The organism is Croceibacterium ferulae, assembly GCF_003660445.1.
Taxonomy (GTDB): domain Bacteria; phylum Pseudomonadota; class Alphaproteobacteria; order Sphingomonadales; family Sphingomonadaceae; genus Croceibacterium; species Croceibacterium ferulae.
In genome coordinates, this window is record NZ_QZVQ01000002.1 from 454,758 (window position 1) to 470,277 (window position 15,520).

11 protein-coding genes are annotated in these 15,520 nt (G+C 65.8%); 8 read left to right on the forward strand and 3 right to left on the reverse strand.

Annotated elements, in window-relative coordinates; all coding sequences use genetic code 11:
* Positions 1-3 precede the first annotated feature (3 nt).
* The 4 genes from D5S08_RS02890 (at position 4) to D5S08_RS02905 (ending at position 3,181) form a co-directional block, all read left to right on the forward strand.
* Entirely contained in the window at positions 4-1,671 is a 1,668-nt protein-coding gene (locus D5S08_RS02890; protein ID WP_121115283.1) for a beta strand repeat-containing protein, read from the forward strand.
* Positions 1,672-1,749: 78 nt separating this feature from the next.
* On the forward strand, positions 1,750-2,109 hold the full coding sequence (locus D5S08_RS02895) for a hypothetical protein (protein WP_121115286.1): 360 nt from the start codon (positions 1,750-1,752) through the stop codon (positions 2,107-2,109).
* Positions 2,106-2,549 (forward strand): hypothetical protein, encoded by a 444-nt coding sequence (locus tag D5S08_RS02900; protein ID WP_121115288.1) that lies wholly within the window; start codon positions 2,106-2,108, stop codon positions 2,547-2,549. Before D5S08_RS02895 ends, D5S08_RS02900 begins: the two co-directional genes overlap by 4 nt.
* The gene (locus D5S08_RS02905) at positions 2,549-3,181 is read left to right on the forward strand and encodes a hypothetical protein (protein WP_121115290.1); all 633 of its coding nucleotides are present in this window, start codon (positions 2,549-2,551) and stop codon (positions 3,179-3,181) included. Before D5S08_RS02900 ends, D5S08_RS02905 begins: the two co-directional genes overlap by 1 nt.
* Positions 3,182-3,190: 9 nt before the next feature.
* Here the strand turns inward: D5S08_RS02905 and rarD are convergent, their stop codons facing one another.
* Together rarD and D5S08_RS02915 are read right to left on the reverse strand one after the other, a co-directional pair.
* Complete coding sequence (rarD, locus tag D5S08_RS02910; RefSeq protein ID WP_121115292.1) at positions 3,191-4,084, reverse strand: EamA family transporter RarD; 894 nt, start codon at positions 4,082-4,084, stop codon at positions 3,191-3,193.
* Between the two features lie 84 nt (positions 4,085-4,168).
* Complete coding sequence (locus D5S08_RS02915; RefSeq protein ID WP_121115294.1) at positions 4,169-5,275, reverse strand: NADH:flavin oxidoreductase/NADH oxidase; 1,107 nt, start codon at positions 5,273-5,275, stop codon at positions 4,169-4,171.
* A gap of 262 nt (positions 5,276-5,537) precedes the next feature.
* Here D5S08_RS02915 and D5S08_RS02920 point away from each other — a divergent pair, with 262 nt between their 5' ends.
* Both D5S08_RS02920 and D5S08_RS02925 read left to right on the forward strand, forming a co-directional pair.
* On the forward strand, positions 5,538-7,271 hold the full coding sequence (locus D5S08_RS02920) for a M20/M25/M40 family metallo-hydrolase (protein WP_121115296.1): 1,734 nt from the start codon (positions 5,538-5,540) through the stop codon (positions 7,269-7,271).
* Between the two features lie 198 nt (positions 7,272-7,469).
* Positions 7,470-8,261 (forward strand): ThuA domain-containing protein, encoded by a 792-nt coding sequence (locus D5S08_RS02925; RefSeq protein WP_121115299.1) that lies wholly within the window; start codon positions 7,470-7,472, stop codon positions 8,259-8,261.
* A 77-nt stretch (positions 8,262-8,338) separates the two neighbouring features.
* Here the strand turns inward: D5S08_RS02925 and D5S08_RS02930 are convergent, their stop codons facing one another.
* The gene (locus D5S08_RS02930; protein WP_241557177.1) at positions 8,339-11,284 is read right to left on the reverse strand and encodes a TonB-dependent receptor; all 2,946 of its coding nucleotides are present in this window, start codon (positions 11,282-11,284) and stop codon (positions 8,339-8,341) included.
* A 375-nt stretch (positions 11,285-11,659) separates the two neighbouring features.
* Here D5S08_RS02930 and D5S08_RS02935 point away from each other — a divergent pair, with 375 nt between their 5' ends.
* Positions 11,660-12,955 (forward strand): DUF2264 domain-containing protein, encoded by a 1,296-nt coding sequence (locus tag D5S08_RS02935; RefSeq protein WP_241557178.1) that lies wholly within the window; start codon positions 11,660-11,662, stop codon positions 12,953-12,955.
* Between the two features lie 173 nt (positions 12,956-13,128).
* Entirely contained in the window at positions 13,129-15,510 is a 2,382-nt protein-coding gene (locus D5S08_RS02940; protein ID WP_121115301.1) for a TonB-dependent receptor, read from the forward strand.
* The last annotated feature ends 10 nt before the right edge of the window (positions 15,511-15,520 follow it).

A 15,520-nucleotide genomic window follows, 5' to 3' on the forward strand; every position in this document is an offset into this window, starting at 1 on the left:
ACCATGAGGAAGTTTATTCTCACCACCGTCTCCGTCGCCGCGCTGATCGCTGGCGGCAGCGCCATGGCGCAGGACACGTCCAATAACAGCACGGTCACGCAGAGCGGCCAGTTCAACCTGAACGAAACCAACCAGAACGGCAGCAACGCCACTTCCATCGTGACCCAGACCGGCATGGGCACAAACGCGATCGACAAGGCCAATCGCGTCGGCGTGACGCAGGGCGGCGTCGGTGCCCAGTCGACCGTCGTTCAGGGCGGGGCCGACCGCAACGAGGTCGAAGTCGTCCAGTTCGGTGCCAACACCTCCCTCGTCACCCAGACCGGCACCGCCAGCGGCGCCGAAGTACGGCAGACGGGCGAAGGCAACGACTCGGTCATCTCGCAGGCGGGCAACAGCGTGCAGGTCGGCAATGCGCTGAACAGCTCCGCCTCGGGCGTGGAGCAGGTCGGCATCGGCAACACGTCCAATGTCGATCAGGACCCCAGCAGCTTCGCACTGGCCAACGTCAACCAGTATGGCGAGTACAACGCGTCCTCCGTGCGGCAGGAGATCACCGAAGGACCGGCCGGCGGGGCCAATCGGTCCGTTGCCGACGTCATGCAGAACGGCGCCAACAACGACGCTGGAATCACGCAGACCGTGCGCCGGGCCGACGCCTCGATCAACCAGGATGGCGACAGCCATCTGGCCACCATCACCCAGACCGGATCGGAAGCGATTGCATCGGTAGTCCAGGACGGCTTCGCCAACGACGCTAAGGTGATCCAGCAGGATGATGCCGGCGGCCTGGCCGAAGTCACGCAGGCGGGCGGGGAGAACACGGCGTCCGTCAATCAGACATCGGTCAATTCCGTTGCCGACGTGTCGCAGAATGGCCAGCGAAACAATGTGGATCTGGCGCAGGGCCGTTCGGCCGGCAACAACTTCCAGACCAATGGTCAGCAGGCGCTGATCACGCAAGATGGTGACGACAACGAGGTGCTGGCAACACAGTCGGGCAGTTCGGGCGACCTGAACGTGCTGCAGACCGGTGACCGCAACCTGGCGGACGTAGTGCAGTCCGGCTTCGACAATGCGGCGGGCGACAACACCGGCATGGCCGGCATCACCCAGAGCGGCAATGATGGTCAGGCCTATGTGACCCAGTCGGGCCAGCTGTCCGTCGCCTTCATCGACCAGATCGGCGACTCCAACTTCGCCGACATCAACCAGTCGGTGAACAATGCCCCGAACCCCGCCGGCGGCCCGGATCCGAGCGTGGTGACCGCGTCCATCACGCAGGGCGGCAGCGACAACAGCTCCACCATCGACCAGTTCGGCGGCGACGCCACCACCAGTGCCCGCCTGATGACTGCCAGCAGCGACCAGGCAGGTGACGGCAACACCAGCACCATCAGCCAGACCAACACCCTGGCAGCACTGGCCGCATCCGAGAACAGCGCCACTGTCACCCAGGACGGGAACGACAACTTCAGCGATGTGATGCAGAACGGCGCAGGCAACATGGCGATGGTGAACCAGTTCGGTGACGGCAACACCTCGATGTTGACGCAGGCCGGGCTGGATCACTCCGCCACCGTAAACCAGTATGGCGCGGGCGACATGTCCACCATCGACCAGAGCGGCAGCTTCAACTCCGCCATCGTGACCCAGGGCGTGGCCAACTAAGCGGCCCGGCCACTCCGGACCCGGCGCTCCTTCTGAAAGGGGGCGCCGGGTTCCGGCATATTCAAGGGAGAGTGTTCAATGACAATCGCCCTCACCAGTCTGGCCCTGCTCGCCGCAGTGACGGCAACGCCCGGTACAGCGTGCGAAAGGGATACGGGCATGACGAGCGGACGCGGCAGCACCACGATCGTGCGCAGCGGCAGCGGCCATACGGCCGAAGTCACCCGCAGCGGCGAGGGGACGGTGCACATCGCGCAAACCGGTGCCGATCACGCCAGCGTGGCGGTGCAGTCTGGAAATGGCGACCGGCTGGTAATCGACCAGAGCGGCCATTCCGCCGATGCACAGGTGACGCAGGACGGGCCGTGCAACACGGCCACCGTCACGCAGTCGGGCAACGGCAACAGCGCGGTCGTTCGCCAGGGGCCGGCGCGATGATCGCGCGCCCCGGCCTGGCTCTGCTCCTCGCCTTGTGCGGCAGCGGCATCGCGCAGGCGCAGGATGCCGGCAATCGCGCGGATGCCACCCAATCGGGCGAGGCCAACCTGCTGGAGCTGCTGCAACGCAGCGATGGCGGACAGGACGCCATCGTGCGCCAGGATGGCACCGCCAACACGATGCTGATCGACCAGACCGGCGCCGGGCCCACCAACGAGATCCTTGCCGTGCAGAGCGGGGCCGACAATATCATGCGGCTCGAACAATCAGGTTCGGGCAACCAGGCGGTTCTGGCGCAGCATGGCACCGGCAACCGCATGAGCGCGGTGCAGATGGGTGACAACAACAGCCTCGGCTGGACACAGATCGGTGACAATCTGGCCGATCTCGCCATCACGCAGACCGGCAATCAGGTCATGCAGGTCACGCAGGCGCGCTGATGCGGTGGATGCTGCCATTCGCCGCGCTGCTGGGCTGGATCGGACCCGCTGCGGCGCAGGACGGCACCGATCGTGCGCGGCTGGACGACTTCGCCATCCCGCGGACCGGGCAGGAGGATGGCTCGCTCCGGATCGAGCAGCTGGAGCCTGATGCCGCGCCGCTGCCGCCCCCGACACCGGCCCCCATGCGCGATTCCACCGCGCCGGCGGGGGCCTCCACCGCCGCCGACAGCGCGCCCCGAGCGACGCCGGCGATCTCCGGCACCGATCGCTGCGATCCGCAGCAGCCATCGGCCGATCAGGCGGAGTGCCGCGCCATCCTGGAAACCCGCGCGCGCGACTTCGCCGCGACCGCCCCGGCTGCATTGAGTGCGGAACAGGCGCTGATCGCCAGTCAGCCCGCACCAGCCATGCGGCAGGATTCTGTCACCGCCAACCGGAGGGTGCGGGCGGCCGGCACCGGGCTGGCGGATGACGAATTGCGCAGCAATCAGGAACTCGCCACCATCTACCTTGCGCGCCAGCGCCAGCAGGGGGAGCCGCCGCCGGAGCCGGAGCCGACCGAGATCCCGGAGGCGCTGGGCGAAGTCATCCAGGCATTGCAGCAGGCCGGGGACGGCACCGGACGCTGAGGCTGCAGTTCAGGCCGGCACGCGCCGCGGGCGGCCCAGCACGCTGCCACCGACATAGACCGCCAGCCCGGCCCAGATCAGGGCGAAACTCGACAGCTTCAGCGCATCCAGTTGCTCGCCGAACAGGGTGATCGCCAGCAGGAACTGCATGCTGGGCGCAAGGAACTGGAGCAGGCCGAGCGTCGCCATCCGCAACTGCCGCGCAGCCGCCGCGAACAGCAGCAACGGCACGGTCGTGACCGCCCCCGCCATTACCAGCAGCGCGGTCAGCCCGCCTTCCTGGCCGAAGCTCAGCCCGCCATGGCTCGACAGCCAGACGAGATAGCCGAGAGCCAAAGGAGCCAGCAGCAAGGTCTCAATCGTCAGCCCTTCGAACGCTGCCACCGGCGCCACCTTGCGGATGAGGCCGTATGTGGCGAAGCTCAGCGCAATGGCCAGGCTGATCCACAGCCCGCCGCCCGCGCCGACCGCCAGCACCGCGACGCCCGCGCCCGCCAGCAGGACCGCCACCGCCTGCATCCGCTTCAGCTGTTCGCCCAGCAGCGCCACGCCCATGGCGATGTTCAGCAGCGGGTTCAGGAAATAGGCCATGCTGGCAGCCAGCACCTGATGATGCAGCACCGCCCAGACATAGAGCAGCCAGTTGGCCGCGATCAGCAGCGCGCTTGCGGCCAGCATCGCCAGGACACGCGGCGTCCGCATCGCCTGCCACAGCGATCCGCCCCGCCGCAGCAGCAGCACGATCGGCACCAGCAGCACGACCGACCACAGCACCCGCTGCGCCACGATCTCGCCGGCATCCACCTGGTCGATCAGGTGGAAGTAGAGCGGCAGCAGGCCCCACAGGCCATAGGCGGCGGCGCCGTGGATCAGCCCACGGCGGCTTTCAGGCATCTGCGTCATGTGTCGAAGTCTGCACCCGGGAGAAGACGTTGCCGCCGTGGTGCCAAAACATCGCCATGTCCAGCCGCCCCTTGCCGCATCCGGTCACAGGGTGGCGAACAGATCCCGGTATCGGCGCGGCTGGGATCGCCAATATTGCGGCGGCGCCTGAACCTGCGCGCCGAGATGGGCCGCAGCATGCCAGGGCCAGCGCGGATCATACAGCACCGTGCGGGCGAGCGCGATCATGTCCGCGTCGCCAGTACCGACGATCGCCTCCGCCTGATCATAATCCGTGATCAGGCCGACGGCGATGACCGGCATGCCGCAGGCCTGCTTCACCGCGCGGGCGAGCGGAACCTGGTAATTGGGGCCGACGGGAATGTCCTGCCTGGAATCGAGCCCGCCGCTCGACACGTGGATCGCCGAACAGCCCCGTGCCTCCAGCGCCTGGGCAAAGGCGACGGTGTCCGCCACGTCCCAGCCGCCCGCGACCCAGTCCGTGCCGGACACGCGCATGCTGACGGCGCGATCGGCCGGAAAGGCGGCCCGCACCGCGTCGAACACCTCCAGCGGAAACCGCATGCGGTTCTCCAGGCTGCCGCCATATTCGTCATCGCGCCGGTTCGACAGCGGCGACAGGAACTGGTGCAGAAGGTAGCCATGGGCCCCGTGCAGCTGGACGACATCGATGCCCAGCCGGGCCGAGCGGCGGGCGGCCTCTGCGAAAGCGTCACGGATGCGGGCAAGGCCCTCCCGATCGAGCGCGAGCGGTGACGCCTCGCCCGCGGTGAAGGGAAGCGCGGACGGCGCCTGCGTCTGCCAGCCATTGGCGTCGCCGGGTGGCAGCTGGGCCCCGCCCTTCCACGGCACCTCGGTCGAGGCCTTGCGCCCGGCATGGGCGAGCTGGATCGCGATCGGCATGTCCGACCAGCGACGGATGCTTTCCAGCACATCCGCCATGGCGGCTTCGGTCGCATCGTCCCACAAGCCCACATCGGCATAGGTGATGCGCCCTTCGGGAACCACGGCGGTCGCCTCGATCGTCAGCAGGGCCGCTCCGGACAAAGCCAGTTGGCCCAGATGGATCTGGTGCCAATCGTTCATGCAGCCGTCCCGGGCCGAGTACTGGCACATAGGTGCAATCACGATCCGGTTGGCGAGTTCGAGGCCGCCGACAGTCAATGGGCGGAACAGGGCCGGCGTACTCATGGCGCGACCTGCTGCAAACGCTTCGGGGTCTCTGCCGCCCGTTCTCCGCTGCCGCTCGGCGCGCCTTTGATGACGGCAACCTGGCCGCTCAGATCCTGCATCTTCATCCTGTCACTCCAGCGCCGGTGGGCGCGAACACATCAACGGAGCGGGCCGGGCCTGGTTTCGGCGACCACCCGGATTTCACCCTGCCGTTGCTGGCTGCGCCGCAATCGCCCTATACGATCCGGATCTGGCGCAATCGCAGTCGGAGTACCATTTCATGCACACAGGCCACATCGAACCCGCTCGTCTGTCAAAGGCGCGCTGGCTGCGGACCCTCCCCTTCCTCGCTTTGCCGCTCCTTTCGGCATGCGCGACCAGCGGAGCTGGCCCGACACTGCATGCCGCCGCGAGCGCTGATCCGGCAGCAGGTATCTCCGCCGAAAACCTGTCGCGTGACGTCCGCACCCTTGCCTCCGATGCGTTCGGCGGCCGCGCACCCGGCACCGCCGGAGAGGCGCGCACGATCGACTGGCTCGTGGCCGAATTGCAGGCGATCGGATTGCAACCGGGTGGTCCGGGTGGCGAGTGGACGCAGCCTGTCCCGCTCGTGCGCACGCAATTGGGCACCGGATCGGTCTCCGCCAGCATCGATGGCAGCACGCTCGAGCTCGGCCAGGGCCGGGATATCTATCTCAGCACCCTGCGGCCCGTATCCGCGATCACAGTGGCGCAGGTCCCGATGGTCTTCGTGGGTTATGGCGTCACCGCACCCGAACGGGACTGGGACGATTTCAAGGGCACCGACCTCCGGGGCAAGGTGGCGGTGTTCCTCGTCAACGATCCCGATTTCCGCGCTGCGGCCGGTGATCCGGCCCATGGCAGGTTTGGTGGGCAGGCCATGACCTATTACGGCCGGTGGACCTACAAGTTCGAGGAAGCGGCCCGCCGCGGTGCGGTCGCCGCGCTGATCGTGCACGACACGGACGGCGCCGGCTATGGCTGGGAAACCGTCACCGCGCCGGGCGGAGAAAACTACGACGTCGCCGCGGCGGCGAACCGGGTGGCGCTGCAAGGGTGGCTGAGCGGGGCTGCGGCCGACCGGCTGTTCACGGCCGCAGGACACGATCTCGCTGCCTTGCGCGCGGCCGCGGCCTTGCCGGGTTTCCGGCCCGTCGAACTTGGCACCACCTTCAGCGCGGACCTGCCGGTCACGCATGAAAGCCTGATGAGCCGCAACGTCCTTGCACGGCTGCCCGGCACCACCCGGCCCGACGAGGTCATTCTGTATGGCGCGCACTGGGATGCCTATGGCGACGGCGAACCCGATGGGCAGGGTCGCACCATCCGGCCCGGCGCCAATGACGACGCGCTGGGCGTCGCCGGGCTGCTGGAAATCGCGCGCGCCTTCAAGGCCGGCCCGCCTCCGCAGCGAAGCGTGGCTTTCGGGTTCTGGACGGCCGAGGAGCGCGGCCTGCTGGGATCGGAGACCTACGCCCGCAACCCGGCCACGCCGGTCGCGAAGACGGTGGCGAACATCACGCTCGACATCTTGCAGACCGGCGGATTGTCGCGCGACGTGCTGCTGGTCGGCCAGGGGCAGACCACGCTGGAAGACATGCTGACCAGCGCCGCCTCCGCACAGGGACGCGCGGTCACACCCGAAACCCTGCCGGAACGTGGCCTGTTCTACCGCGCCGATCATTTCTCGCTGGCCAAGCGCGGGGTGCCGACATTGCTGCTGATGGCCATCAGCGGGGCTCCGGACCTGGTCAATGGCGGCCGCACCGCCGGCCAGGCCTGGCTGGACGGGTACATGGCCTGCTATCACCAGACATGTGATGCGTGGAGCGCAGACCTGGACTTCGCAGGCGCCGCCCAGGACACCGCGCTGGCCTTCCAGGTCGGGCGCGACCTCGCCTTCTCCGGCCAGTGGCCCGAATGGAACCAGGAATCGGAGTTCCGGAGTATTCGCGGCGCCTCTCTGGAGAAGGAGGCCGCTGCGCCGCAGTGACGAGCCCGACGGTCGGTGGCGTGTTCGGGGCCATTGTGCCTGGCTCCGATCAACCTGGAAACCGCGCCGGAATATCGTGCAATCAATGATGCATCAGCCGCCCGGGAAAGAAGCCGTTTGCGGACAAGCGGCTTTCGGGCGATTGTTCGTGAAAGGCCGGCCTTCATTCAGGCTATCGAGCCAGCGGGAGATTGAACGATGCGCAAGGTGCTGGCGTTGATAGCATTGCTGACGATGGCCCAGTCAGCGCCCGACCCACATCAGCCAACCCCCATACATGATGTCGAGGCACCCGTGCTGCCGGACGGTCTGGAGCGTGCTGTGCTGATCGTCTCGAAGACCAATGGCTGGCGGCATATCGAGCACATTCCGCATTCGAACACGGTTCTGGCCGAGATCGCACAGGGCCTCGGCCGTGCGAGCTACGTCACCGAGAATGCGGCCGTCTTCAATGACGAGCAGTTGCGGCACTTCTCGGTCGTCGTGCTCAACAGCGCCAGTGGCGACTTCATGACGGAGGATCAACGCGCGGCCCTGGCCGGCTTCGTGGCGCGCGGCGGAGGCGTGGTGGCGTTGCATGCCGCAGGCGACGGCAGTCACACCGACAGCTGGTACACCAGCACGATCATCGGTGCCGACTATGTCGGACATCCGGGCGGCGCCGATCAGTTTCAACCGGCCCGGATCATCATCGACCAGCCAGACCATCCCACCATGGCTGACGTGACGTTGCCGTGGTCGCCCGTCGATGAATGGTATTCCTATGCCGCAAGCCCGGAGGCACGCGGCATGACCGTGCTCGCGCGGATCGATGAGGCGAGCTACCGCCCGGGGTCCAGGCTTGCGATGGGGACGCACCCGGTCATCTGGATCAATCCGTCGACAGACGGCCGGGTGTTCTATTCCGCGCTTGGTCACTCGCCGGAAACCTATGACGATCCGAACTACCGGCGCATCCTTGCCAACGCGATCCGCTGGGTGGGGCGATAGGCCAGGACCAACAGGCATCGTCTGGCGGCAGAGGGCGACAGGACGCCCGGCACCACGGCCGGGCGCCACTCAGGTGATCAGAACCTGCCGCGAACGCCGAAGGCGATCGTCGTGCCGTTGAAGAACGAATTGTCGCGGTGCGTCTTGCCGTTCGGCTGCTGCGGATTCTCGAAGTAGTTGAACGCGTTTTCGTTGGTGATGTTCAAGGCATCGATGCGCAGCTCGATCAGATCATTGATCTCGTAGGACATGGTGGCGTCAAGATAGCCCTGTGGGGCGAAGAAGTTGATCTCGTCGCTGCCATTGTTCACTTGCGCGCCACCGGTCTTTGCCCGGTAATTGTACGACCCGCGGATCGCGAAGGGTCCATTCTCGTAGAACCCGGTGATGCTGTAGGTGTATTCCGGAACCGACTGCAGCGAGATGATGTCCCCGTTGGTCAGAACGAAGTTGAAGTTGTTGTTCCCCTCCTGATTCTGATCGATGAGGGTGAAGCTGCTGGTGATGCCCAGGCCGTCGAACGGCGCCGGCAGGAAGGTGAAGTTCTGCTGGTATGCCAGTTCCAGCCCCTTCAGCGACAGCTCCGCCGAGTTCTCGACGATGGTTCGCCTGACCACAGGATTTCCGTTGGTCAGGGCGTTGATCTCTTCGAGCGTACAGGTTCCTGTCCCGCCGCCGAACGCCGCGCAGCTGAAGAAGCTGGCGTCCAGGCCGGCTTCGGCAAACGGGATGTCCTGCGTGATGGCGGTCGGGCGGTCGGTGATATCCTTCTTGAACACACCCACGCTCAGCAGTGCGCCGGGCGCGAAATACCATTCCAGCGCGGCGTCGTAGCTTGTGGCCACCTGAGGGCGCAGGTTCGGATTGCCCACGGTGACGGCATTGTTGAAGAAGTTCGGCACCACAATGCTGCCGGCGATGTCGTTCAGCGCGCCGCGGGTGACCGTCTTGCCGATGGCGCCGCGCAGCAGCAGTTCCGGCGTAATGTCGAAGGCGAGGCTCATGGAAGGCAGGAAGTTGTCATAACCGCCTTCGCTGTTGTTGGGCGTGAAGGTCCCGCCGATATTGGTGAAATTGTCGATGACCGTCTTGGTGTCGGAATAGCGCAGGCCGACATTGCCGCGCAGCTCGCGCCCGGCGATCGGGAACTTGAAGGTGGTTTCGAAGAAGGCGGACTTCACCAGCTCTTCGGCTTCATAGGTCGCGTTCAACTGAAGCGGCGCCTGGCGGTTTGAGTCATTGGCCGCCAGCGTGTCCATGACGAGCGAGCGGGGGAAGGTGGCGAAACTGGACGGGTACCCACTGTTGCCGCCATTGCGCAGCTCCCCATATTGCACGAACGGATCCATGTAGGCGAACACGTCCGCCGGATTGGTGCCGACGGTTCCGCCGTTCGGCAACTGGATGCCCCGGGCAATGGCCGAGCCGTCCTGAGAGGTCCGCTCCTTCACACTGGAGACGATGCTGCCGCCGAGCTTGAAGACGACGGAGGCCGCGCCTGTATCGATGGCCGTGTAGTCTGCCATCGCGCGGACGCTTTTGACCCGGTCGCGTTCCTGCTGGAGGGAGAAGCCCAGCGAGGGATCGCGGAACAGCGACGGGTCGGTGAAGTCGACGGGGGACGAGATCGTCGGATAGGTGATGTCTACGGTCGGATCATAGGTGGTCTCGATACCATAGATGTTCGACACGAGGCGGTTGCCGGATTGCCAGGCATCGCTGTCGCTGATCGCGCCCTGTGCGGACAGCTTGAGCGTATCGGTCGCGTCATAGACTGCGCGCGCGACGACATATTTGTACTCCGTCTCGAAATCGCGGAAGAAACTCTCGGCGATGATGCTGGTGTTGCCGAACCGGCCGTACAGGTTGTTGTACTCGTCGATGCTGACATCGAGCGGGATGATGCCTGAATTGGTGCCGCGACCCGGAATGTCGGTGGTCCCCGGGGCGGTCCGCGTGCTGCGGACCGGGACACCGAAGGTGAACTCGTCCATCTGGTCGGTCAGCTTGGAATAGATGCCGTCGACGCTCGCTTCGAAGCGGTCGCTTTTGTACTGGAGCGATCCCACAAAACCCAGGCGTTCGCGTTCGGTATTCGATGTGTACACGCGGTAGAAGCGCGGCATCTGCGCATTTGCGACCTGATCCCGGGTGAGGCTGCCGAAATTGGCCAGCGGATTATCGAGGTCGAGCTCGAACTGGAACGGTCCGCTGGTGTTGGGCGCAACCGGGTTGGCGGCGGTCCCGTAGTAAGGGCGACGCCCCAGCGCTGACGAGTTCGTGCCCCCGGTCGACTGGAAGCCGGAACGCTCGTTGACGGTCTGCGCATAGGCAACCCCGAGCAGGGCGCCGAAATTGCCCCATGTGTCGCTGAGCAGCAGCGATCCGCGTGGGCGCCATTTCTTCGACTGGGTATTGTAGTTGTACTGCGCGGTATAGCGGATGACGCGTTCATCGCTGTCGAACGGACGCGGCGTCTGCAGGTCCACATTGCCGCCGATGCCGCCCTCTTCCAGGCTTGCGAGCGGCGACTTGTAGACATCCACGCGGCCGAACAGTTCGGATGGGAAAACGTCGTAGTTGAAGGCGCGGCTTGAGCTGCCGACGCTTCCGGCGGAGGTCGTACGGACCGGCGCACCGTTGAGCGTGGTCACGACGAAGTCGGCGCTGAGGCCGCGGATTTCGACGCGCTGGCCTTCGTTGGTGCCCGAGCCGCCATCACGGGACAGGATCACGCCAGGAATGCGCTGCAGCGAGTCCGCGACGTTCGCTTCGGGAAACTTGCCGATATCCTCGGCGACGATCGAATCGCGAAAGACGATCGCCTCCCGCTTCAGCTCCACCGCTTGGGCCAGGCTGCTGCGGAACCCGGTTACGACGATCTCCGCGCCGGCATCCGTGCCGGCTGTGGTTGCATCCGGCGGAGCCGTCTGGTCGCCGGCTGATGCGGCGGTTCCGGCCTCGGTCCCGGCCGGCATGTTCGCCTGCGCCGCGGCGGGCGTAGCGTAGAGCGCCGCAGCCATCGCCGCGCACGAAATCCCACTGATTACCGAAACTTTCATGGTGCCCACCTCTCCGGTCCGCCCGCTATTCTGCGGTGCTGGATGACAAATTATCATACAAGTATTTGCCCGAGTCAATCACTCGCCAGAGGCAGTCTCCAATATTCGCCTTCTTGCACATGCGAGATCAACTTCTGCAATCCTGGTGCTCGGCTGCATCTTTCTTCGCGTAAGCAACAAATCGTTGGAATATTGGGAAACAGACGCTGGCCGGATGCAATCTGGATGATTGTCGCTGACCCGCTTGCTTTTGTCACAGAGCTGTTGTCTGCTGACCGCGGAGATTAAAGTGATATGACCGATCTGGCTTACCAGCCGGGCTGAGGGAGGACAGAGATGCTTGATCGTCGGCAGATCTTGGGGGGCGCCGCCATCGGTGCCGCGATGGTCGGCAGCGCTGGCCTGACGATGGCTCAGGCCCGGTCCGGGTCGACCAGCCACTGGACGCCGGACATGCCGCTGCCGGATGGCGCGGCCGACCGCGCCTTCTCGCTCGACCTGCTGCAGCGCATGGCCGAACCGGTGCTGAGCCGGATGGCGCGCGGACGCCTGCGACAGGAATGGACACCGGAGGTCAGCCCCACCTGGGACGGACGCAATATCGGCGTCAGCTATCTGGAGGCATTCGGCCGCCTGCTGGACGGGATTGCGCCCTGGCTGGCCCTGCCGGACGATTCCTCCGCCGAAGGGCAACTGCGCGCCAGGCTGCGCGATAAGGCGCTGCAGAGCATCGAGCATGCGGTCGATCCCGCCAGCCCGGACTACCTGACCTGGAAGGGCGAAGGGCAGGTGCTGGTCGATTCATCCTACCTGACCAGCGCCCTGTTGCGCGCGCCCGACACCCTGTGGCGCCCGCTATCCGCCGCCACGAAGCAGCGCATCGTCGCCGAGATCAAGGGGCTGCGCACCATCGATCCGCCCTACACCAACTGGATCCTGTTCGCCGCCATGAACGAGGCATTCCTGCTCTCCATCGGGGAAGCGTGGGATCCGATCCGGGTCAGCCTGGCGGTCCGCAAGTTCCTGGAGTGGTATGTGGGCGATGGCTGGTACGGTGACGGGCCCGACTTTCATTTCGATTACTATAACAGCTACGTCATCCAGCCGATGCTGGTGCAGATCCTGACGACGCTGGTGGCCGGCAATGTGCGGATGAACGCCGTAAACCTGCCGGAACAGCTGGAGCTCGCGATCCGGCGGGAGCAGCGTTATTGCGAACATCTGGAGCGGCTGATCGGCCCCGATGGCGCCTACGCGGCGATCGGCCGCTCGCTGACCTACCGCACCGCCGTGCATCAACCGCTGGGGCAGCTGGCCTGGCTGGGAAAGCTGCCGGGATCGCTGCCGCCGGGTCAGGTGCGCGCCGCGACGATGGCGTCGCAGCGGCGCGTCTTTGCCGACCCCAGCAACTTCAATGCCGACGGCTTCCTGACGATCGGCTTCGCCCGCCACCAGCCCACGCTGGGCGACGTCTATTCCAACGCCGGCAGCATGTATATCGCGTCCGAAAGCCTGATCGCCATGGGGCTGCCCGCCACCCATGCCTACTGGACCGATGCACCGCTGGCCTGGACGATGCGGCGAGCGTTTGGCGGCGAGGATTTCCGCAAGGATTACTACGTCAACTACTGACCGGCCCCCCTGACTCTCCCGCGCAGAATGGGCGGCAAGCGCGCGAGCGCGACAGCTGTGGATTGCAGGTGATGCGCCTGTGCAACGCCAGTTAATGAATATGTCACACAAATGACTGCGCGTGGTCACACGCCGCAGATAGCGGGCGCTCAACCCATCGTTGAGGACCTGCCATGTTGTTGTGCCGCGCCGTTCGCCTGCCGCTCCTGTTGACCACCGCCCTGGTCGCCGTCCCGCTTCAAGCACAGGATGGCAGCGGCGCTCCGCAGGACAGGAGCGGTGCGGGCGATGCCGGCAACGACATCATCGTCACCGCGCAGAAGATCGAGCAGCGGGCGCAGGACGTGCCGATCACGATCTCGGCCCTGACCGGGGAGCGGATCGAGGAACTGGGCGTCACCGATCTGGACGAGCTGTCGAACTATGTCCCCGGCCTCAACATCCAGGAACAGAGCGCCAACAATCCGGGCATCGTGATCCGCGGCGTCACCTCGGACTCCGGTTCCGCCCAGCAGGGTCCGCGCGTCACGTTGTACTACAATGGCGTCGACATCTCGCGCTCGCGCGGCAGCTACCAGTCGATCTACGATCTGGAGCGGGTCGAGGTGATCAAGGGGCCACAGGCGACCCTGTTCGGCACCGCCAGCGCCGTGGGCGCGATCAGCCTCGTCTCGGCGCGCCCGCGTGAAGGGTACTCGGCCGAACTGACCGGAGGGTACGGCAATTACGACGCCACGCTGCTGACCGGCTTCGTCAATGCGGGCACCGACGTGATCGCTGGCCGGGTGGCATTCGAATGGCGCAAGCGCGACGGGTATGTGAACAATCTCTCGCCCACGCAGGACGACCTGTATGCGCGCGACAACCTCGGTGTCCGCGCCTCCCTTCGCTTCACTCCGTCCGATGCGCTGACCGTGGACGTGATCGGCACGTTCGACCGGCAGCGCAACAGCGGCACGCCGTTCATCTCGCGCCGGCTGCCCCCCGGCGATCCGTTCGGCGATGCCAACCTGGGCGGATCGCCCTATTCGGCGGAGCATCTGGGTAATGCCGAGTTGGGACTGGAGCGCGAGGTCTACGATCTCAACGGCTCCCTGACCTGGCAGATCAATGACGAGTTCGCCTTCACCACCGTCAACGGCTACCGCCAATTCGACAGTGACGAGGTCTTCGATGCCGACGGTTCCGCCGCGCCGTTCCTCGAATTCGGCGAACTGGCGGAAGGCTGGCAGTTCAGCCACGAAGGGCGCTTCGCCTATGCGGGCGATGTGTTCCGGGGATCGTTTGGCTGGAACTACTTCACCGAAGACGGCAATCAGGGCGTGCCCTTCTCCACGGAAGAAGGCGTGTTCATCAATTGCCTGGTGTTCAGCCAGACCGGCCAGCCGGTGGTGCCAGGTGTCGGCTGCGTGGCACCCGATGGGTCTGTTCCAGGCGCGGCACTGACCGGCTTGTTCACCGGCGGCGCGCTGACGGATCTCCCCTACACCTCCTATTTCGAGAACCGCGGGCAGAACGATGCCTATTCGGTCTTCGCTGACCTGACGGCATTGGTCGGGGACCGGATCGAGGTGACGGGCGGCTTGCGCTATCTGTGGGAAGACCGCCGCTCCAGCTACACCACCAACGTGCCCGTGCCGCGCCTGCCGGCCCTGCTGCCGGCCGCCATCCGTGCGCAATTGCTCGCCGCGCTGCCCAGTCTCGCCGCCTCGCTGGTACCGGGGCAAGTCGATACCGGCGGCCAAGTGTTCGAGGCGGAGGAAAGTTACGATGCGTGGCTGCCGCGCATGAACGTGCTGTTCCGCGCGACGGACGAGGTGAACCTCTACGCCACCGTGTCCAAGGGCCGCCGGTCGCCGGTGGTGCAGGTCAGCGCCGCACGGGTCGGCGGCGTGCCGGCGCGCAACCTGCAGCTGGTGCCGGAAGAGACGGTGTGGAACTACGAGGCCGGGGCCAAGCTGGCCTTCGGCACCGTGTCCGGCACGCTGGGCGTGTTCTACCAGATGTATGACGGCTTCCAGGTCAGCGTGACGCAGCCCGATGGATCGAGCAGGACCGAAAGCGCAGGATCGGCCAGCAATCTGGGTGTGGAGGCGGAACTCTCCGTGCGTCCGGCCGACTGGCTGAACCTGTTCGCCAACGGCGCCTATATCGATGCACAGATCGACGACGAGGAAGGCTTTGCCTCCAGCTTCGCCGGCGCGCGCTTCCGCCTGCAGCCCAAGTGGCAGGCGGCGGCCGGCTTTACGATCGACCGCGATCTGGGCAACGGCATGCGCCTGTTCGCCACGCCATCCGTCACCTATCGCAGCCAGCTGTTCTTCGAACTGCCCAACAGCGCGCTGCTGAGCCAGGGCCCGGTCACGCTGGTCAATGCGCGGGCTGGTGTGAGCTTCGCCGACGACCGCTTCGAGATTGCCGGCTTCATCCGCAACGCCTTTGACCGGGATTACCTGCTGGACGCCGGCAACACCGGCGGCGGCTTCGGCGTCCCGACCTTCATTCCGGCCGAACCGCGCTTCTACGGCGTGGAAGCGACCGCCCGGCTGTTTTGAGGAACACGAC